We start from the raw sequence: 20,452 nt of genomic DNA, 5'->3' as shown, positions 1-20,452 counted from the left end.
CGCCCCTGGAGCCACCGGCAGAGGCGGGGCGGGAGGCGGTACGGCGTCGATGCCCGAACCCCCCAAGATCCCCGCCTACGCGGCGCAGCGCCCGGGTGGGCAGGGACAGCCGAGCCCCTGGGGCAAGCCACCGCCCTCCGTGACGACGCGGCTCCGGGCCAAGAAGGCCGGGCCCGTCCACACCGGCACCCTCTGGGCCACCCTCGCGACGGCCCTGCTCAGCACGGCTCTGCTGGGCGACGGCATCGGGCTGAACCTGCTCATCGTGGCGCTGCCCGCCTCGGCCGGCGCGTACATCTCCGCCAGGGCCGCAGGCCGAGGGCTCCGCCCCTGGACCGCTGTGTGGGCCATCGGCGGGCTGGCGCTCCTGGCCGTTCCCGCACTCCGGGACGCCGGCTGGCCCACCTTCCTTGCGATGGTGTCCGCTCTGGCACTCGGCTCACTGGCCCTGCACGGCAGCCGGAGCTGGCTGGGCGTGTTCCTCGGGTCCCTGGGCGTTTTCACCTCCGTGTTCGAATCGCTGGGCTGGGGTGTCCGCGGTGTCCGCGAGCGCATGTCGGGGTCCCGGGCCCGGTTCGGGGTCGTGTTCCGGTCCGCGGCCGTGGCCGTCGTCCTGGTCATCGTGTTCGGCGCGCTCTTCGCGAGTGCCGACGCCGCCTTCGCGGACCTGCTGGGCGACCTGACCCCGGACGTGTCGGTCGGTGACGGTCCATGGCGGATCCTCCTGGGCCTCCTCGGGCTGGTCGGCGCCCTTGCCGCCGCCTACACCGCCGCCGCCCCGGTCGGCTGGGACAGGGTGATCGTTCGGCCGGGCAAGGCGCGCGGTCGGCTGGAATGGGCTCTCCCGCTGGTAGTCCTGAACCTCCTCTTCGCCGCGTTTCTCATCATCCAGCTCACGGTGCTGCTCGGCGGATACGACAAGGTGATGGCCGAGACGGATCTCAGCTACTCCGAGTACGCCCGCCAGGGCTTCTGGCAGCTGCTCTGGGCCACGGTGCTCACACTCGGCGTCATCGCGCTCGCCCTTCGCTGGGCCCCGCGCGGCGGCACCCGCGACCGCACCCTCGTCCGCTGTGTGCTCGGCACCCTGTGCTTCCTCACGCTCGTCGTGGTCGCCTCGGCCCTGCGGCGTATGGACCTCTACGTCGACGCGTACGGCCTGACCAGGCTTCGGATCTCCGTGGCCGCCGTGGAACTCTGGCTCGGTGTGATCCTCGTGCTGATCATGGCGGCCGGCGTGTTCGGCCCCCGCCTGCTGCCGCGTGCGGTCGCGGCGAGCGCGGCCGTCGGCGTACTGGCCTTCGGTCTCATCTCGCCCGACGGGCTCATCGCCGAGCAGAACGTCCAGCGCTACCGCAACGACCACTCGATCGACATCGAGTACCTCAAGGGCCTGTCGGCCGACGCCGTACCCGCTCTCGACACCTTGCCCGAACCCCTGCGCTCCTGTGCGTTGCAGGACATCCAGCGCACGCTTCGCGGCTCCGACGATCCCTGGTACGCCACGAGTTGGGGCGAAGCGCGAGCCCGGGACATCCTCGGCGACTGGGACCCCGGCCACCGTGCACTCGACTGCCGGGGGCTGAGCACGGGCGACAACGGCGAAGAGCGCGGCGGCGGGACGGACGACGTCTACGACCCGTACGACCCGTACTGACCAACACGTAAGCGGTTGGAACGCGTTGTCATCCGCAGCTCCATCCATGCTGATCGCGCGGGCCGTTCCTCAGGGGGAGGGCGGCCCGCGGCGGGTCTTACCCTCCGCTCGGCATCCCCACGGTTCCCGGCAGCGTGAGCGTCACGAAGTCGAGTCCCATACCGAAGCTGAACACCAGCAGCCAGCAGCAGCACCGCCGCTCCGAATGGCGCCGGCGTGAGTGAGTCCCGCCAACAGCCCGAAGGCACCGCCGCCGGCGGATACCGCGGCGAAGACGCCGAACGCACGGTTGCGCTCAGGCCCTCGGGAAACGTCGTGGTGATGCGTGCGAGGGACGTCGGTGAGGCAACGGCGCCTCCTATGGTGTCCCTGTGCCGACGGGGACCTGTGCTGGCACGCGCGCCCAGACGGGGCAGGCCGCGATCTACCGGCGCTGGTCCTCCAAAGAGGAGTTGGTGGCCGAGGCGCTGCGCAGCGCGATGCCGGGCCCGGACTCGGGCGATGTCCGCGACGACCTCTACCAGCTGTGCCGGGGCATGCGCGACGCGACGCGGTCCACCTCCGGCTCGGCCGCCCTGCGCTCGGTCATTCACGAATGCGACCCACGGTGCGAGCCCGGGTGGGGTGCCCCGGGGTGTTCCTGGCGCCCCCTTCGGCGTACGCTGACAGACGCCATGCCGTACGAACCACCCACGCACACCGTCGAGCGCTCACTGCGCGCCACCACCGGTGCCAAGACCGTCGCCGGTGTCGACGAGGTCGGACGCGGAGCGTGGGCGGGACCTGTCACGGTGTGCGCCGCCGTCACCGGTCTCCGCAGGCCCCCCGCCGGACTCACCGACTCCAAGCTGATCAGCCCCAAGCGCCGGGCGGAACTCGCTCCGCTGCTGGAGAGCTGGGTCACCGCGTACGCCCTCGGTGACGCCTCCCCCCAGGAGATCGACGCACTGGGCATGACCGCCGCACTCCGGCTCGCGGCCGTACGCGCCCTGGAGGCCCTGCCGGTCCGCCCCGACGCGGTGATCCTGGACGGCAAGCACGACTACCTGGGCAGCCCCTGGCAGGTCCGTACCGTCATCAAGGGGGACCAGTCCTGCGTCGCGGTTGCCGCGGCCTCGGTGATCGCGAAGGTCCGCCGGGACACCGTGATGGCCGAACTCGGCGCGCAGAGCGGCGAGTACGCGGACTTCGGGTTCGAGGCCAACGCCGGCTATCCGTCCCCCGTGCACAGGGCCGCACTAGAGGAGCGTGGGCCCACCGCCCACCACCGTCTCTCGTGGTCCTACCTTGACGCGCTGCCCCGGTGGCAGCACCTGAAGAAGGTCCGTTTCTCCGCTGAGGCGGCCGCACTGGAAAGCGGGGGCCAGCTCGGCTTCGACTTCTGATCACGCACATGTGCCCACCCGCCGATGCCCGCGGTATCGGCGTTTGATAGACAACCACCCATGCCTCTCATCCCCGAGGAGCCTCAGATTCACGAGAGCGTCCAGGGTCCCCGCGCCACCCCGGCCACCGGCCGCGCCGCGTCGACCCCTCATCCCGTACCCGGTCCGCGTACAGCGGCCACGCCGCGCCCCGGTCGCCCGGTGCCCGGCCCGCGGCCTGTGCCCCCGGCACAGCGCCAGCACTCCACCTCCGGCAGGCCCCAGGCGGCTCCGTCGGAGAATCGTTCCGCACCGCAGCTCCAGGTCATCCCCGCCTCGGCCGAGGGGGCGCTCGACGCCGCCGACGAGGCAGTGGATCTGCTGCTCGACGCGGGTCGCGCACCCGGAGACATCCTGGTGCTGACCACGGTCGGCCAGCACCCGTGGGCGACCCACGAGCTCACCTTCGGTGAGGCCGCCTACTGGGCCCAGCATGAAGCGGGCGACGACGTCTTCTTCGCCGCGGCCGCGGCGGCGGACCGGCTCAAGCCCCGGCCCGTGGTGATCATCGCGGTCAACGGCCCGGCCGACGACGCTGCCGCGCGGGCACTGGCCAAGGGCCGGGAGTCCGCCGGTGCGCTGCTGATCGTCTGCGGCGACCCGCAGCGCATCAACGCCGCGCTCGGCGCCGGCGTCTGAGGATCAGCGCCGACGGGTCCGTGGCCGGTTACGGCCCGGAGTGACCCGGCGGCTTCGGCGGTCCGGCCGTCCGCGAGGGCTGCCGGACCGCCGAAGCGTGCTCGGTCAGCGTGCGGCGGAGCGGTGCAGTGCCTGCGCCGCTCCGCCACCGGTCCGCGACGGCACCTGCTCGGAAGTCAGGGCGGTGTCGGCGAGGGCTGAAGGCTGCGACATGGAGTTCGGACGGCGGCCGCCTCTGCCCTCGCCCAGCACCTGCCAGCCGCCTCGGGTCAGCGTGATGTACGCGCCGCACCGCAGCCCGTGCAGTGTGCAGGCGTCCCGCAGCCCCCACATCCACGCGCCGTCCTCCTCCGTCCAGCGCTCGTCGCCTTCACGGCAGTAGAGCAGTACCGCGGTGCGGACAGGCGTACGGCGACGCAGATCATGCGGGATGACGCGGCGCAGGTGCGCCAGCAGAGAGTTACGGAACTCCCAGCCGTCGGCCGTCACCGAGCGGCGGGCGAACGAGGCGCTTGCCGTCAGGCGCTCCTCGTGGTCCAGGACGGCGACCACGGCGGTGGCCGGCGTCGGCCGGTGCCTGGCGTGCAGACCGCTGACCACCTCACGCGGACTGCGCAGCAGGGGTATTCCGGCCGCTGCCCACTCGGCCGGTTCGAGCATTCTGGCAAGGCGGTTGGCGGAGTCGGCGGCTGCTGACATCGAAGTGGCTGCGGACGGAGCGAATCCGAAGGTCACGGTCCTCCCTTCGCATACGCGCCCACGATGCGGGCAGGGTCGGGTGAGGGCGCGCCGCGGCACAGCCCTTTCGGGCCCGCGAAAGGACCGTGCGGGGAGCGAGTCCAATTCTTCCTGGCGTATCGGCAGGCGGCAACGAGCAATTGGCGAGGCTGACGGTATTCAGCCGGAATGATACGGATATCCCTGCCCAGTACGGCCCCGCCTGACGCCTCCTGTCACGCCTGAACAGCGAGGACCAGCGGAAACACCGCCTCCGCTCCGGCCCGACGTAGCAAGCGGGCTGCCACGGCGAGCGTCCAGCCGGTGTCCGAGAGATCGTCCACGAGCAGTATCGGTCCGTCCGCGGCCGCCAGGGCATCCGCGAGGTCGGGTGCGATGACCAGCCTCTCGTGCAGGGCGCGGACCCGCTGCGCGCTGTTGGTCTGCGACATCCGGACCGCATCGGCGTCCGGAGCCAGGGCCACACACCCCAGCAAGGGCATCCGTCCCACTCCGGCGATGTGCCTGCCGAGCGATTCGACGAGCTGCGGTCTGCGGTCCGAGACCATGGTGACGACACCGACCGGGCGGGGAACGGCGTCGACGGCGCCGGGAGCCCAGCCACCGGGACCCTTGGCCCAGTCGGCCAGCACGGTCACCACGGCATCGGCCACGTCACCCGGCACCGGAGCGTCGGGTGCCTGAGCCGCCAGTATCGGGCGCAGTCTGTTGCCCCACCCGATGTCGGTGAGCCTCCCCAGCGCCCGGCCGGTGCCGGACAGCTCCGTCGCGGGAATCCTGCCCTTGAGATCGACACCCACCGACGCGAGTCCGGTCGGCCACATCTTGCGGGGCTCCACCTCCACACCGGCCCTGCGGAGCTCACCCTTCGCGGTGTCCAGAGCGGCGTCGGACACTCCCGCGCCGAACCTGGCGCCGGCACAGTTGTCGCAACGCCCGCACACGGTCGCCGCCTCATCGTCGAGCTGGCGGCGCAGGAACTCCATCCGGCAGCCGTCCGTCGTGGCGTAGTCACGCATGGCCTGCTGTTCGGCGGCGCGCTGACGGGCAACCCACGCATAGCGTTCGGCGTCGTAGGCCCAGGGCTCTCCCGTCGCGGTCCAGCCGCCCTTCACCCGTCTCACCGCCCCGTCGACGTCGAGGACCTTGAGCATGCTTTCCAGCCGTGCGCGACGCAGGTCGACCAGCGGCTCCAGGGCAGGCAACGAGAGCGGTCGCCCGGCCTGGCCCAGCGCGTCGAGGGTGCGCCGGACCTGTTCCTCCGGAGGAAAGCCGACCGACGCGAAGTACTGCCAGATCGCCTCGTCCTCCTTGCCCGGCAGGAGCAGCACCTCGGCATGTTCGACTCCGCGTCCGGCGCGGCCCACCTGCTGGTAGTAGGCGATGGGGGAGGACGGCGACCCGAGGTGCACGACGAAGCCGAGGTCGGGCTTGTCGAAGCCCATGCCGAGCGCGGAAGTCGCCACCAGCGCCTTGAGCCGGTTGTCCAGCAGATCGTCCTCCGCCTGCTGCCGTTCCGCGTTCTCGGTGCGGCCGGTGTAGGAGGCGACGGTGTGCCCGCACTGGCGGAGATACGCGGTGACCTCCTCGGCGGCCGCGACCGTCAGTGTGTAGATGATTCCCGAGCCCGGAAGCTCCTTGAGGTGGTCCCCGAGCCATGCCAGGCGGTGTGCCGCGTTGGGCAGTCGCAGCACGCCGAGGCTCAGACTCTCGCGGTCCAGTGACCCCCTCAGAACGAGCGCGTCCGCGCCGGCACCGGTACCGAGCTGCTCTGCCACGTCAGCGGTGACCCGGGCGTTCGCCGTGGCGGTGGTGGCGAGCACCGGGACACCGGCGGGAAGGTCGGCGAGCATCGTCCGCAGTCGGCGGTAGTCGGGCCTGAAGTCGTGGCCCCAGTCGGAGATGCAGTGCGCCTCGTCCACGACGAGCAGCCCGGTGGTCGCGGCGAGCTGTGGCAGCACCTGGTCACGGAAATCAGGATTGTTGAGGCGCTCGGGGCTGACCAGCAGGACGTCGACCTCACCGGCGGCCACCTCGGCCCGCACGGTGTCCCACTCCTCCGTATTGGACGAATTGATCGTGCGCGCGCTGATGCCGGCGCGGGCCGCCGCCGCGACCTGGTTCCGCATCAGCGCCAGCAGCGGCGAGACGATGACCGTCGGTCCGGCGCCCTGGGCGCGCAGAAGGGAGGTGGCGACGAAGTACACCGCTGACTTCCCCCAGCCGGTGCGCTGGACGACCAGCGCTCGGCGCTTGTCCGCGACAAGCGCCTCGATGGCCCGCCACTGGTCCTCGCGCAGCCGCGCGGTGCCCGAGGCGTCTCCGACGAGTCGGGCCAGTATCGAATCGGCCGAAGCCCTGAGCTCTGCGCGGTCTGCGTTGGTCATGCCTCCCATGCAACCCGATGACTCCGACAACCGCGAACAGTCGATTACCCCCTGTGCATAAGTTATCCACAGGGGGTAGCGAAAATGTGCGGTCCGCGAGACGGTCTGGCCATGAACAAGCACCCCGAATCAACCGGTCCCTCCGAGGAACAGCAGATCACCCTGCGAGGCCCGGCCGAGCTGGCCGACGCTCTCCCCTATCTCATGGGCTTCCACCCGAGCGACAGCGTGGTGATGGTCGCCCTGCACGGTGGCCGAGGCCGGTTCGGATCCAGGCTCAGGCTCGGCATCCCGCAGTCCCCGCTGGAATGGCCGACGGTCGCCGACCAGCTCGCCGAGTGCCTGATCAAAGGAAGCGAGCGGCGTGACGCCCGGCCCGACGCCATCGTCGTCTTCCTCTGCCAGGACCCGGCGGACGGCGAGACGGGCAATCGGACCATGGAGCGTCTGCGGCCCTTCGCCCAGCGGTTGCGTACGGCGTGCGGAGCGCTGGACGTGCCCGTCCTCGAAGTGCTGTGCATCTCGGGGAACCGCTTCTGGTCCTATGTCTGCCCCGATGCCCGATGCTGCCCGGCAGAAGGCAACCTGCTGGCCATGCCCGGCACCTCGGTGATGGCGGCGGCGGCCACCTATGCCGGCATTCAGGTGCGGGGATCGCTGCGCGAGATGGAGGCGAGGCTCACCCCGTTCACTCGCACATCGACTGCCGCCCAACTGTGCGCCCTGGACGCGGCCGGCAGCGCGATGGTGCCGTTGCTGCTCGACCAGGAACGCCGCCAGGAGCTCAGCGGGGAAACGCTGAAGCTCGCCGCCCGCCTGATCGACCGACTCGGGAAAGCACCCGCAACGACGCCATCCCTCGCGGACATCAACGACGACAGACTGATCAGCGACGAGGAGGCCGCGTCAATGATCCTCGGTCTCCAGGACAGGGAGACCCGCGACCGGGCGGCCGAGTGGATGGAAGGGCCGAAGGTGTATGCCGCCCTGAGGCTCTGGCGAGCGCTGGCCCGCCGCTGCGTCGCCCCGTACGAGGAACATGCCGCGGCTCCTCTCACCCTGGCGGGGTGGGTCTCCTGGTCGACCGGCGACGAACCGGCGGCGCGCGTCGCTCTGGGGCTCGCCCTGCGCCTCGATCCGCATTACACCTTCGCGCAACTGCTGCACGAGGCGTGCAACCAGGGGCTCGACCCGGAAACGCTGCGGCGCTGTCTGCGAGGCGAGCGCAGCGCGCGGACAGCCCAGCACGTCCGGCGTGCGGAACGGGTCGCGGGGGCCCGTCCCGCACGGGTGAAGCCGGCCGGGCGCGCCAGGACGCGCCCTGGTTCCAGTCGGCCCGGCCCGGGCACGGCGGACAGGCGACGGTCCGCCCGGCCCGGGGCACAAGGGCGTCGCGGGACCAAGACCGGCCGTTGACACCCGTGCGGCGCCGGGCCCCGGCGCCGCACGCGAGGCCGGTCGTATGCCTCGCGGCGAAACGGGGATGCTCGGCCCGCGCTCTTCCGGACGCCCGGGAGGGTGCTCCGGAGACCGGTGAAGAGTCACCGGGAAGGGAGTGTTTATCGTCAGGAAGACGACTATGATCGCGGCATGCCGCCCTACGACCCGTCGACTTTTCCGCCGTTCGCCGTCACCGTCGACCTGGTGGTGCTCACGGTGCGTCGGCACGCCCTCTGCGCGCTGGTGGTACGCCGGGGCGAGACTCCGTTCCAGGGCAGGTGGGCACTGCCGGGCGGCTTCGTCAGGGCCGACGAGGATCTCGGCGCCGCAGCGGCACGTGAGCTTGTCGAGGAGACCGGTCTGTGCGCGCAGGATCCGGCTGCCCCGGCCGTAGGCAACGGCGCCCACCTGGAACAGCTCGCCACGTACGGGGATCCCGCCCGGGACCCGAGGATGAGGGTTGTCAGCGTCGCCCATCTCGCGCTGGCTCCCGATCTGCCCGCTCCCAGGGCGGGCGGCGACGCGAACAGTGCGCGATGGGCGCCTGTCGACGACCTGCTTGGACCCGAGGGCGTGTACGCACCGGATGGCGAGCATCAGGCGCCGTTGGCCTTCGATCACGCGAAGATCCTTGCCGACGGGGTCGAGCGGGCCCGGTCCAAGATCGAGTACTCCTCGCTGGCCACTGCCTTCTGCCCGCCCGCCTTCACGGTCGGCGAGCTGCGCCGGGTGTACGAGGCGGTGTGGGGCGTGGTGCTGGATCCGAGGAACTTCCACCGCAAGGTGACGGGTACGCCGGGCTTCCTGGTGCCGACCGGGGGCACGACCACCCGGCAGGGGGGCCGCCCGGCTCAGCTGTTCCGGTCGGGGACGGCGACCGTGCTCAACCCGCCGATGTTGAGGCCCGAGGTCTAGGTCCTCCCCGCCCTGGCGGGAGGCCCGGGGCGCCGCGCGCCTCACCTTGCGTCAAAAGTCCAATATGTCGGGTTATCGTGCTGCGGTACTCACTCGCCGCCGGGCGGCTCCGCCTTCGCCGTCCCCGTACCTGCGAGAGAAGCGATGCTCCAGGCCATCGGACTCACCAGCGCCCCCTCCCGTGGACAAGCCCTCGCAGTGGACGACCTCAGCTTCGACGCGGAGCCGGGATGTGTCACCGCACTGCTGGGGGCGCCGGGTTCCGGCAAGACCGCGGCTCTGCGGTTGATGCTCGAACTGGAGCCGGGCCGGGGGGTGACCTACTTCCGTGGCCGGCCGCTGCATCGCGTTCCGAACCCGGCCGGTGAGGTGGGAGTGGTGCTGGGTGATGTGCCGGGGCACCCCGCCCGCACCGTTCGAGGGCAACTCCGCATGCTCTGCGCCGCGGCGGGCGTACCCGTATCCAGAGCCGACGAACTGCTCGACGCGGTGGACCTTGCCGGTCTTCGGGATCAGCGCATCGCCACGCTCTCCCTCGGCATGGATCGTCGGCTGGCGCTCGCCTGCGCGTTGCTCGGGGACCCGCACACGCTCCTTCTGGACGATCCGGTCGAGGGTCTGACGCCGAGGGAGGCGGACTGGGTGCACGGCATGCTGCGCTCCCACGCAGAACGCGGCGGGACCGTGCTGTTCGCGACCAGGGACCCCAAGGAGGCCACGCGCTCGGCGGGCCATGTGGTCACCCTTGATGGTGGGCGCGTGGTCGCCGACCAGGACGGCGTCGCCTTTTCCCGTACCCGCCTGCGGCCTCGTGTGGCGGTCCGCTCCCCGCAGGCCGCCCGCCTCGCCGCGATCGTCAGCCGGGAAGCGCGTGCTGCCCGGCGATCCGTAGAGGTCGTCGCCGAGGCGGCCGGCAACCGGCTCTCCGTGTACGGCAGCAGCTGCGCGGAAGTGGGGGACGCCGCGTTCCGGCACGGACTTCCCGTTCACCAGCTCGCCGACGAAGTGGGCGACATGCGTCCGGCGGGCGCGACCGACGCCCTGGCCGGCCGCCACGCCGTCGATGACCACTCCGGCGCATCCTCCCTTCTCCGGCGCCCAGCCGTGCGGGGCGCGCTTCCGCCGCCGATCAGGCGGCGCCCGGCCCGAGGGCCGTTGCGGCCGGTGCGGTACGAACTGCGCCGCCTCTTCGGTGTGCGGACGACGGCCGTGATCCTGGGCGTCGTTCTGGCCGTTTCCGTAGGTCTCTCCGTACTGCTGGCCCGCGACGGCCGCACCCCGCTCGTCCATGTGATCGCCGCCTGGCCCTCGCTGCTGCCGCTTCCGCCGGCCGCACTCGGGGCCGGGCTCCTCGGGGCACTCTCCTTCGGCGACGAGTTTCGCTATCCAGCACTCGCCGCAGGGCGGGGGAGCGTGCCCCGCAGGCTGGGGCTGCTCCTCGCCAAACTGGTGGTGGCCGGGGGAGTCGCCCTCTTGCTGGCGCTGTTCGTCGTGCTGGCCTCGGCTGCGACCCTGCGCGTCGTATACGGCGGAAGCCTGCTCGACGTCCCCTCGAACGTGGTGTCGCCGGCGGTGAGCTGGTCCGCTCTGACCGTCGGTTGCGCCTGGGCCGGCCTGCTGGCCGCCGGCGTCTTCCGGGTGGCGACCGCGGGCATCGCCGCCGTGCTCGCCGTACCCGTGGTGATGGTGCCGCTCGTCGAGCGAGTGCCGAATGTGGCGAGCACGCGTTCGATGGCTGGGCTTCCGGGCCGGCTGCGGGACCTGGCCTGGCTCCAGTGGCCGGGGGAGGCGGACCGGTGGATGCTGGCCGGTGCGAGGATCGTGGCGCAGCCCGTGGGGGCGGCTCTGGCGCTGTCTCTGTCGGTCCTGACCTGCGCGTTTCTTCTCACCGGTCTTCGGGGGAGGGTGCGTTGGTGAGTGCGAGGCGCGGCGGGGGATGGTCTCTCCGCATCCCCCACTGTGAAACGTCCTGTTTATGCCAGTAAGGCGTCAATTGAGGGGCGGGTGCCGATCACCCTTTCGTGTGCTTTTCAGCAAAGACCTCAAGGGGTGGATGGGACCCGCCGACAAAGGATGCGTGAGTACCCTTGCGCACACCATGATGACCACCGCCCGCTCCGCCGATTCCGGCCTCGCCGGCTCGGGCGGACTCGACCGCTACTCGTACGCGGAGGCGCCGCCCGGCGAGCGCGCCGCCGCACGCTCCTGGGATGGTGCCGAAGCCGAACTCGGCCGGGTGGGCCGACGGGGCTCGGCCAGCCGTGGCCGCGGGCTCCACGGCCAACTTGTTCAGCAGCTGGGGCAGATGATCGTCTCCGGCGACCTCGGTGCGGACCGCCCGCTGGTGCCCGAGGAGATCGGCCAGCGTTTCGAGGTTTCCAGGACCGTCGTGCGCGAATCGCTGCGCGTACTGGAGGCGAAGGGGCTGGTCAGCGCCCGCCCCAATGTCGGTACCCGGGTGCGGCCGGTCAGTGACTGGAATCTGCTCGATCCCGACATCATCGAATGGCGCGCCTTCGGCCCGCAGCGTGATGACCAGCGCCGTGAGCTGGGTGATCTCAGGTGGACGATCGAGCCACTTGCCGCCCGCCTTGCCGCAGGGCATGGGCGTGAGGATCTTCAGCAGCGCCTTGTCGACATGGTCGAGATCATGGGGCACGCGCTCGGTCAGGGCGACATGATCACGTGCGCCCGTGCCGACGCGGAGTTCCACTCCCTGCTCATCCAGGCCGCGGGCAACCGCATGCTGGAGCACCTTTCCGGGATCGTCTCCGCGGCGCTGCAGGTGTCCGGCGGCCCGGCCACCGGATGTGACCGGCCCAGTGAGGCGTCGCTCGCCCTGCACGCGCGCATCGTGGACGCCCTCGCGTCCGGCGACTCGGCCGGCGCCGAGTCGGCCATGCGCCAGTTGCTGGTCGGGCACCACGAGACGGAACGCGTGGTGCCGGCGCCGCGCGAGCAGCACTGACTGGGGCGCGGGCGGTGCCGTCGGGCCTCGGGTCCGGCGGCACGGGGCGGAGAGATGTCGCCTTGGTCGCGTTCATCGCAAATGGGGTGTGACTCGGGCCACGCGGAACGGCCGTAACACTCCTTGAAACAGCGCGATGACTTAAGAGGTGACCGTCGCAGAAGGAATACAGCAGCCGTCCAGGGCGCTGTGCAGTTCTGAGGCCAAGCCCGCGCCGTCGGTGCATTCCCTGCCCGCCGGTCGTCGGTTCCAGCCCTCTTCGGGCCGGACCGGAAGCCGTTTCCATCGTTCCGAGAGGTTGTTCGTGTCGGCCAGCACATCCCGTACGCTCCCGCCGGAGATCGCCGAGTCCGAATCTGTGATGGCGCTCATTGAGCGGGGAAAGGCTGATGGGCAGATCGCCGGCGATGACGTGCGTCGGGCCTTCGAGGCTGACCAGATTCCGCCAACCCAGTGGAAGAACGTTCTGCGCAGCCTCAACCAGATCCTCGAGGAAGAGGGTGTGACGCTGATGGTCAGTGCCGCGGAGCCGTCGAAGCGCGCCCGCAAGAGCGTTGCAGCGAAGAGCCCGGCCAAGCGCACCGCCACCAAGACCGTCGCGGCCAAGACGACGGTGACGCGGACTGTGGCGGCGCCCGCCGCACCGTCCGCCGAGCCCGCGGACCCGGCGGCCGAGGAGGCTCCCGCGGCCGCGCCCGCGAAGAAGGCCGCAGCCAAGAAGACGGCAGCCAAGAAGACCGCCGTGAAGAAGACGGCGGCCAAGAAGACGGCCTCCAAGAAGGCCGGCAAGCAGGACGAGGAGATCCTCGACGGCGACGAGGCCGTCGAGGAGGTCAAGGCCGGCAAGGGCGAGGAAGAGGAGGGCGAGGGCGAGAACAAGGGCTTCGTCCTCTCCGACGACGACGAGGACGACGCGCCCGCGCAGCAGGTCGCCGTCGCCGGTGCCACCGCCGACCCGGTCAAGGACTACCTCAAGCAGATCGGTAAGGTCCCGCTCCTCAACGCCGAGCAGGAGGTCGAGCTCGCCAAGCGCATCGAGGCGGGTCTGTTCGCCGAGGACAAGCTGGCGAACTCCGACAAGCTCGCTCCCAAGCTCAAGCGCGAGCTGGAGATCATCGCCGAGGACGGCCGTCGTGCCAAGAACCACCTGCTGGAGGCCAACCTCCGTCTCGTGGTGTCGCTGGCCAAGCGCTACACCGGCCGCGGCATGCTCTTCCTGGACCTGATCCAGGAGGGCAACCTCGGCCTGATCCGCGCGGTGGAGAAGTTCGACTACACCAAGGGCTACAAGTTCTCCACGTACGCCACCTGGTGGATCCGTCAGGCGATCACCCGCGCCATGGCCGACCAGGCGCGCACCATCCGTATCCCGGTGCACATGGTCGAGGTCATCAACAAGCTCGCCCGTGTCCAGCGCCAGATGCTCCAGGATCTGGGCCGCGAGCCCACCCCGGAGGAGCTGGCCAAGGAACTCGACATGACCCCCGAGAAGGTCATCGAGGTCCAGAAGTACGGCCGTGAGCCGATCTCCCTCCACACCCCGCTGGGTGAGGACGGGGACAGCGAGTTCGGTGACCTGATCGAGGACTCCGAGGCGGTCGTCCCGGCCGACGCGGTGAGCTTCACGCTTCTCCAGGAACAGCTCCACTCGGTGCTGGACACGTTGTCCGAGCGTGAGGCGGGTGTGGTCTCCATGCGCTTCGGCCTCACCGACGGACAGCCGAAGACGCTGGACGAGATCGGCAAGGTCTACGGCGTGACGCGCGAGCGCATCCGGCAGATCGAGTCCAAGACCATGTCAAAGCTGCGCCACCCGTCGCGCTCTCAGGTCCTGCGCGACTACCTCGACTAGGCCGCAACGGCGTCACGACGCAGCGAGGGCTCGGATCCCCTAGGGGATCCGAGCCCTCGCTGCGTCGCGTCCCGGTCTTCACGTGAGGTGCAAGGCGGAGGTGCGCATCGGTGTCGCTGGAATGACTCTGGGTAGGCATGGTCCATCACAGAGTCAGGAGTACGCATGTCCCGCACTGTCGTCCGCACCTTGACCGGGGCGCTCGCCCTTGCCGCAACCACGGCCGTGATACCGCTCGCTTCCTCCGCTCCGGCGGTCGCTGACAGCATCATCATCGGAGGCCGGCCGGCCCACGTGGCGGACAGCCCCTGGGTGGTGGCGCTGTCCAGCCGTGACCGGTTCGGGGGTACCCGGGCCGGTCAGTTCTGCGGCGGGGTCGTGGTGGAGCCGAAGAAGGTGCTCACCGCCGCCCATTGCCTGAGCAGGGAGGCGCTGGGCACCGATGTGGACCAGGTGAGCGATCTGCGGATCATCTCCGGCCGGGACGAGCTGAACGGCACGGGCGGCAAGGAGATCCCGGTGAGCGGGACGTGGGTGAACCCCGGGTTCGAAGCCGCCACCAACAGCGGGGACGTCGCGGTGCTCACCCTGTCCGAGGCGCTGCCCCAGGGGGACGCGATCCCCCTGGCCGAGGCCGGTGACTCGGCGTACAAGGCGGGGACACCCGCCGTCGTCTATGGATGGGGTGACACCACCGGATACGGCGACTACGCGTCATCGCTCAGGTCCGCCCAGGTGGACGTCCTGCCCGACAGCTCGTGCAAACAGGCATACCCGGGCGGCAGCACCGGTACGTACGACGCCTCATCGATGCTCTGCGCGGGCGAACCCGAGGGCGGGTACGACGCCTGCCAGGGGGACAGCGGAGGGCCTCTGGTGGCGCAGGGGAGGCTCGTGGGGCTGGTGTCGTGGGGGAACGGCTGCGGGCGTGCCGGAAGCCCCGGTGTCTACACGCGGATCTCCGCGGCCATCGGCTGGATGGCGAACGCCGGCTGACGGCGCGACTCCGCAGGTACGAGAACGGGCGGCTTCCCTCACGGGAGGCCGCCCGTCGGCCGGTCCGGGATCGGCCCCTGGCTCGTCGTGGATGCAGAGGTGTCAGTGTTCCTCTTCGGCGGCTTGGGCCTGCACGGCCGTCAGTCGGTCCGTCTCATCCTGTATTTCCGCGGCGATCTTCTTGAGTTCCGGCTCGAACTTGCGACCGTGGTGGGCGCAGAAGAGCAGTTCACCGCCACTGATGAGTACGACGCGCAGGTAAGCCTGGGCGCCGCAACGGTCACAGCGGTCTGCTGCGGTCAGCGGGCTCGCGGGGGTCAGAACAGTAGTCACGTCGCCTCTTCTCTAGCTCGACGAGCTGTCGTACCAGGGTCAACATCCAACCAGGCCGAAAACGTTCCCGCTCGTGGCTTTTCTTCGAAACTTCTTCTCGGGATGGCTGTCTGTTGCCGGTTCGCGGCGAATGTGCCGTATTGCGTGGCGCTACGGGTTTTCGCGTTGCTTGGCTTGGTCAGTCCGGGCCGGCTGGCTTGCCGGTTGTTGATGAGGACGTGCCCGGAGCCTAAATGGTTCATGCCTGGAAGGGAACGTGATGTGTGCGTCACCCCTGCGGGGGGATCGAACATGTATGCGAGTCTGGTTTAGGGTGAGGTTCTTCTAGGGTGGCGTTTCACCCGCTCCACCAGGCATCGGTACCCTCACAGCGGCACCGAAGCCGAGCCCGTGACCCACAGGGCCCCAAATGAAATTCAGCGAGGAGCGAACCGCGTGACCGCCGATACGTCCGTGCCGTCCACTGCGCTGCTGACCGGAGCAGACCGAGACGGTTCCAACTACACCGCGCGGCACCTGCTCGTACTCGAGGGGCTCGAAGCGGTTCGCAAGCGCCCGGGCATGTACATCGGGTCCACCGACAGCCGCGGTCTGATGCACTGCCTCTGGGAGATCATCGACAACTCCGTCGACGAAGCCCTCGGAGGCTACTGCGATCACATCGAGGTCGTACTCCACGACGACAACTCCGTCGAGGTCCGGGACAACGGCCGGGGCATCCCGATCGACATCGAGCCCAAGACGGGTCTTTCCGGCGTCGAGGTCGTCATGACCAAGCTGCACGCCGGAGGCAAGTTCGGTGGCGGCTCCTACGCCGCGTCCGGAGGGCTGCACGGTGTGGGCGCCTCCGTGGTCAACGCTCTCTCCGCCAGGCTCGACGTCGAGGTCGACCGCAACAGTGCGACCCACTCGATCAGCTTCCGGCGTGGTGTCCCGGGAATCTTCACCGAGCAGGGCCCGGACAGCCCGTTCGACCCGGACAACGGGCTGCGCAAGGGCAAGCGTGTCCCGAAGACGCGCACCGGCACGCGGGTGCGGTACTGGGCCGACCGGCAGATCTTCCTCAAGGACGCCAAGCTCAACCTGGAGACGCTTCACCAGCGGGCCCGCCAGACAGCCTTCCTCGTCCCCGGCCTGACCATCGTCGTGCGCGACGAGCGTGGCCTGGACGGAGCGGGCAAGACGGAGGAGACGTTCCGCTTCGACGGGGGCATCAGCGAGTTCTGCGAGTACCTGGCCCAGGACAAGGCCGTCTGCGACGTCCTGCGCCTGACCGGGCAGGGCACGTTCAAGGAGACCGTGCCGGTCCTGGACGATCGCGGACACATGACGCCCACCGAGGTCACGCGCGAACTGGGTGTGGACATCGCGCTGCGCTGGGGCACCGGGTACGAGACCAACGTGAAGTCCTTCGTCAACATCATCGCCACCCCCAAGGGCGGCACCCACATGACCGGGTTCGAGCGCTCCGTGACCAAGACGGTCAACGAGGTGCTGCGCTCCGCGAAGCTGCTGCGCGTGGCGGAGGACGACATCGTCAAGGACGACGCCCTTGAGGGCCTCACCGCGGTCGTGACCGTACGCCTGGCGGAGCCGCAGTTCGAGGGCCAGACGAAGGAGGTGCTCGGCACCTCGGCGGCCAACCGGATCGTCGCCAACGTGGTGGCCAAGGAGCTCAAGGCGTTCCTGACCTCCACCAAGCGGGACGCGAAGGCCCAGGCCAGGGCTGTCCTCGACAAGGCGGTGGCGGCCGCTCGCACCCGGATCGCGGCCCGCCAGCACAAGGAGGCGCAGCGCCGCAAGACGGCGCTGGAGTCGTCCTCCCTGCCGGCGAAGCTCGCTGACTGCCGCAGCGACGACGTGGAGCGCAGCGAGCTGTTCATCGTGGAGGGCGACTCCGCGCTCGGTACGGCGAAGCTCGCCCGGAACAGCGAATTCCAGGCACTCCTGCCGATCCGCGGCAAGATTCTCAACGTTCAGAAGGCGTCGGTCTCCGACATGCTGAAGAACGCCGAGTGCGGTGCGATCATCCAGGTCATAGGAGCCGGCTCCGGGCGCACCTTCGACATCGACGCCGCCCGGTACGGCAAGATCGTCCTGCTGGTCGACGCCGATGTCGACGGCGCCCACATCCGGATCCTGCTGCTGACGCTCTTCCAGCGGTACATGCGGCCGATGGTCGAGGCGGGCCGGGTCTTCGCCGCCGTGCCGCCGCTTCACCGGATCGAACTGGTCCAGCCCAAGAAGGGCCAGGACAAGTACATCTACACCTACTCGGACAACGAGCTGCGCCAGCGGCTGCTGGAACTCCAGCGCAAGAACATCCGCTACAAGGACTCGATCCAGCGCTACAAGGGACTGGGCGAGATGGACGCCGACCAGCTGGCGGAGACGACGATGGACCCCCGTCACCGCACGCTGCGGCGGATCAACATCGGTGACCTGGAGTCCAGCGAGAAGGTCTTCGACCTGCTGATGGGCAACGAGGTGGCGCCGCGCAAGGAGTTCATCACCAGTTCGGCGGCGACGCTGGACCGCTCGCGCATCGACGTCTGAGCGTCCGCTCCGGGGCCCGGCCGCCGTTCGGCGCGGTCGGGCCCCGGATGCCGTCTCCACCCGTGGGTGGAGACGACATCTCCACCCACGATCCACCCGGGAGCCGATCTGCTGGGCTGGGCTCTTCCGTAGCTTCGGAGATGCAGAACTACTCGCATCTCGGAGGCGCCCATGTCCGGGCTTGTCAATGCCTTGGTGATCATCGCGGTCATCGTCCTCGTCGTGGTCCGTCAGTGCTCGGCGCAACGGATCTCCGGCGACCGGCGCTGGTGGGTGCTGCCCGGCGTTCTGCTTTTCATGGCCCTGCGGGAGCCCGGACTCGTCGACCCGCACCATCGGATAGCCTCGGCCATCGTCTTGGGCGCCGAGCTCGTCGTCGGGCTGCTCACCGGTGCCGGGTGGGCGTGGACATCCCGCGTCTGGCGTGCTGAGGACGGCTCCCTGTGGAGCAGGGGGACCAGGGCCACTGCCCTGGTCTGGGTCGGCGGACTGGGCCTGCGCGTGGCTCTGTACGGCGTCGCGGTGGTGCTGGGCGTGCATCAGGGCGGCCCCGCCCTGATGGCGGCTCTCGCGGCGACGCTGCTGATACGGCAGGGGCTGTTGGCACTCCGGGCCGCAGCGATATCCGGGTCGCACGGTGGGCCCGTCGTCGGCGCCGCGGTGCGGCAGGAGGGGAAGGACCGCGTGTGACACCCGTTGCCTGGACAAGCTGGCCGTCGAGGGAGGCGCTCGCCCGGGACACCCGCAGCCGCCCGCGCAGAGCGATCGGCTGGTCCGTGCGGACCGCCCTGCTCACTCTGATGCTGTGGGGGACCTTCACCAACGGGCTGTTCGGGCCCTGGGAGATCGTCGTCGGGCTGATCGGAGTGCTCGTCTGCGCACTGCTCGCCGTCGCCTTCTTCCGGACAAGTCTCGACAACCGACTGTGGCCGTCGCTCGGTCTGCTCGGGCTGCTCGTGCTGGCCGGATTCGGGGCGGGGCAGGCAGGGGCGACGGTGCCCGCGACGGTGCTCTGGTGCGGCTGCGCCGTCACCGCTCTGGAGCGGCTGCCCCTGGTGGCGGGAGTTCCGGCCACAGCGGTGGCCCTCGGCGCCTATGTGGTGGTCGACACCGACGACTGGCTGACCACCGCGGTGACCACGGCCGGGCTCTGCCTCGCCGGGTATGTGCTCCGGCTGGACGCCGAGGCCCGTGGCGCTGCGCAACGGCTGCTCGCCCAGGAACGGGCGGCCCGGGTCGCGGAGGCGGAGAGGGCCGCGCTGGACGAGCGGTCCAGGATTGCACGGGAGATCCACGACGTGCTGGCCCACAGCCTCTCCGCGCAGCTGGTGCACCTGGAGGCCGCCCGCCTGCTGATCGAGAGAGAGCCCGCGGGGGAGTTCCGGGATCAGGTCCTGCAACGGGTGGTCGCGGCCCGGTCGATGGCCCGCGAGGGCCTCTCGGAGACCCGTCAGGCGCTCTCCGCACTACGGGGCGAGGTGTCACCGGTGGAGGACTTCCTGAGGCAGCTGGTGACGGCTGAGCCGGCCGAGGTCAGGGTCGAGGGCACGCGGCGCACACTGACCGCCCAGGCGTCGCAGGCGGTCCGGCGGGTGGCACAGGAGGCCCTGACCAACGTGCGCAAGCACGCGCCCGGAGCCAGGGTGCAGCTCCGGCTGGAGTACCAGCCCGACTTCGTCGTGCTGGAGGTCAAGGACTCGGGAGGGCGGAGTCCGGAAGCGGACCTGGCTGTCAGCGGCTCCGGATACGGTCTGCTCGGGATGCGGGAGCGCGCCGAGTTGCTGGGCGGCACGCTGGAGGCAGGCCCGGGCAAGGAGGGGTTCGTGGTGAGTCTGCGGGTGCCCGCGTGACGGCGCGGGTGGTGGTGGCCGACGACCAGGCGGTGGTACGGGAAGGCATCGTCATGCTGCTCGGCCTGCTGCCCGGCATCGAGGTCGTCGGATCGGCGAAGGACGGGGAGGAAGCGGTCGCGCAGGTGGCCGAGCATGCGCCGGACGTGGTGCTGATGGATCTGCGGATGCCCCGCTGCGACGGCGTGGAGGCGACCCGGCGCATCCGTGATGAGTTCCCGGGCACGCAGGTCGTGGTGCTCACGACCTTCGCGGACGACGACTCCCTGTTTCCGGCGCTCAGGGCGGGGGCGCGGGGCTACCTCACCAAGGACGCCGGGGGTGACGAGATCGTGAGGGCCGTCCACGCCGTCCTCTCGGGCGAGGCGGGGCTCTCGCCGACGGTGCAGCGCCGGCTCCTGGAGCAGGTGACCGAGGGGCCTCTCCTGACCGGTGGCGGCGGTGAGCCGGAGCCGCCGGACGGGATGACTCCCCGGGAGGCCGAGGTGCTGGTCCTGATCGCCGAAGGGATGTCCAACGCGGACATCGCCCGGGCTCTCCACATCTCGCAGGCCACGGTGAAGAGCCACATCAACAACCTCTTCGCCAAGGCGGGCCTGCGCGACCGGGCTCAGGCGGTGCGCTATGCGTACCAGCGGGGGATGGTGCGCCCGCCCGGGAGATCCTTCACCTGAAGAGGTGAAGTCTCGCGAATGAA

Annotated in this window: 16 protein-coding genes and 1 pseudogene; 14 read left to right on the top strand and 3 right to left on the bottom strand. The window is 70.2% G+C overall.

What is annotated here, in order from left to right; all coding sequences use genetic code 11:
- The first annotated feature begins 139 nt into the window (after nt 1–139).
- The 4 genes and pseudogenes from OG867_RS06310 to OG867_RS06295 all read left to right on the top strand — a co-directional run bounded on the left by OG867_RS06310 (nt 140) and on the right by OG867_RS06295 (nt 3,720).
- The gene (locus OG867_RS06310; protein WP_406290793.1) at nt 140–1,657 is read left to right on the top strand and encodes a DUF4153 domain-containing protein; all 1,518 of its coding nucleotides are present in this window, start codon (nt 140–142) and stop codon (nt 1,655–1,657) included.
- A 380-nt stretch (nt 1,658–2,037) separates the two neighbouring features.
- Nucleotides 2,038–2,259 (top strand): annotated as a pseudogene (locus OG867_RS06305) (TetR family transcriptional regulator); the annotation flags it as partial.
- A 72-nt stretch (nt 2,260–2,331) separates the two neighbouring features.
- Complete coding sequence (locus tag OG867_RS06300; protein WP_328902761.1) at nt 2,332–3,042, top strand: ribonuclease HII; 711 nt, start codon at nt 2,332–2,334, stop codon at nt 3,040–3,042.
- A gap of 60 nt (nt 3,043–3,102) precedes the next feature.
- Nucleotides 3,103–3,720 (top strand): hypothetical protein, encoded by a 618-nt coding sequence (locus OG867_RS06295; protein WP_406283473.1) that lies wholly within the window; start codon nt 3,103–3,105, stop codon nt 3,718–3,720.
- A gap of 105 nt (nt 3,721–3,825) precedes the next feature.
- Here OG867_RS06295 and OG867_RS06290 read toward each other — a convergent pair whose 3' ends face one another.
- Nucleotides 3,826–4,455 (bottom strand): hypothetical protein, encoded by a 630-nt coding sequence (locus OG867_RS06290; RefSeq protein ID WP_403997312.1) that lies wholly within the window; start codon nt 4,453–4,455, stop codon nt 3,826–3,828.
- A 218-nt stretch (nt 4,456–4,673) separates the two neighbouring features.
- A complete protein-coding gene (locus OG867_RS06285) occupies nt 4,674–6,845 on the bottom strand; it encodes a RecQ family ATP-dependent DNA helicase (RefSeq protein ID WP_406283471.1) in 2,172 nt (723 codons plus the stop codon).
- Between the two features lie 111 nt (nt 6,846–6,956).
- Between OG867_RS06285 and OG867_RS06280 the strand changes: the two genes are divergently transcribed.
- From OG867_RS06280 to OG867_RS06255, 6 genes are all read left to right on the top strand, one after another.
- On the top strand, nt 6,957–8,261 hold the full coding sequence (locus OG867_RS06280; protein WP_406283469.1) for a DUF4192 domain-containing protein: 1,305 nt from the start codon (nt 6,957–6,959) through the stop codon (nt 8,259–8,261).
- Between the two features lie 174 nt (nt 8,262–8,435).
- Nucleotides 8,436–9,200: an NUDIX domain-containing protein gene (locus OG867_RS06275; protein WP_406283468.1), complete on the top strand. Its 765-nt coding sequence runs from the start codon at nt 8,436–8,438 to the stop codon at nt 9,198–9,200.
- Nucleotides 9,201–9,344: 144 nt separating this feature from the next.
- On the top strand, nt 9,345–11,117 hold the full coding sequence (locus OG867_RS06270; protein ID WP_406283466.1) for an ATP-binding cassette domain-containing protein: 1,773 nt from the start codon (nt 9,345–9,347) through the stop codon (nt 11,115–11,117).
- Nucleotides 11,118–11,253: 136 nt separating this feature from the next.
- Nucleotides 11,254–12,168, top strand: coding sequence for a FadR/GntR family transcriptional regulator (locus tag OG867_RS06265; RefSeq protein WP_406283465.1), 915 nt, complete (start codon nt 11,254–11,256; stop codon nt 12,166–12,168).
- Nucleotides 12,169–12,472: 304 nt separating this feature from the next.
- Nucleotides 12,473–14,020 carry an RNA polymerase sigma factor gene (locus OG867_RS06260; protein WP_328902769.1) on the top strand — a complete coding sequence of 516 codons (1,548 nt, stop codon included), beginning with the start codon at nt 12,473–12,475 and terminating at the stop codon, nt 14,018–14,020.
- 165 nt (nt 14,021–14,185) lie between these two features.
- The gene (locus tag OG867_RS06255) at nt 14,186–15,016 is read left to right on the top strand and encodes a S1 family peptidase (RefSeq protein ID WP_406283463.1); all 831 of its coding nucleotides are present in this window, start codon (nt 14,186–14,188) and stop codon (nt 15,014–15,016) included.
- Nucleotides 15,017–15,118: 102 nt separating this feature from the next.
- On the opposite strand, the gene OG867_RS06250 is transcribed toward OG867_RS06255, so the two are convergent.
- Nucleotides 15,119–15,349, bottom strand: coding sequence for a hypothetical protein (locus OG867_RS06250; protein WP_018105354.1), 231 nt, complete (start codon nt 15,347–15,349; stop codon nt 15,119–15,121).
- Between the two features lie 435 nt (nt 15,350–15,784).
- Here OG867_RS06250 and OG867_RS06245 point away from each other — a divergent pair, with 435 nt between their 5' ends.
- The 4 genes from OG867_RS06245 to OG867_RS06230 all read left to right on the top strand — a co-directional run bounded on the left by OG867_RS06245 (nt 15,785) and on the right by OG867_RS06230 (nt 20,429).
- Complete coding sequence (locus OG867_RS06245; protein WP_406283461.1) at nt 15,785–17,905, top strand: type IIA DNA topoisomerase subunit B; 2,121 nt, start codon at nt 15,785–15,787, stop codon at nt 17,903–17,905.
- Nucleotides 17,906–18,076: 171 nt separating this feature from the next.
- On the top strand, nt 18,077–18,595 hold the full coding sequence (locus OG867_RS06240) for a DUF1453 domain-containing protein (RefSeq protein WP_406283460.1): 519 nt from the start codon (nt 18,077–18,079) through the stop codon (nt 18,593–18,595).
- A complete protein-coding gene (locus OG867_RS06235) occupies nt 18,592–19,755 on the top strand; it encodes a sensor histidine kinase (RefSeq protein ID WP_406283458.1) in 1,164 nt (387 codons plus the stop codon). Before OG867_RS06240 ends, OG867_RS06235 begins: the two co-directional genes overlap by 4 nt.
- Nucleotides 19,752–20,429, top strand: coding sequence for a response regulator transcription factor (locus tag OG867_RS06230; RefSeq protein ID WP_328902774.1), 678 nt, complete (start codon nt 19,752–19,754; stop codon nt 20,427–20,429). Before OG867_RS06235 ends, OG867_RS06230 begins: the two co-directional genes overlap by 4 nt.
- Nucleotides 20,430–20,452 lie beyond the last annotated feature (23 nt).

The sequence above is a fragment of the Streptomyces sp. NBC_00209 genome, assembly GCF_045206345.1.
Classification (GTDB): Bacteria; Actinomycetota; Actinomycetes; order Streptomycetales; family Streptomycetaceae; genus Streptomyces.
Note: the sequence above shows the minus strand (reverse complement) of the source record. Positions and strands in the feature narration are given on the sequence as shown.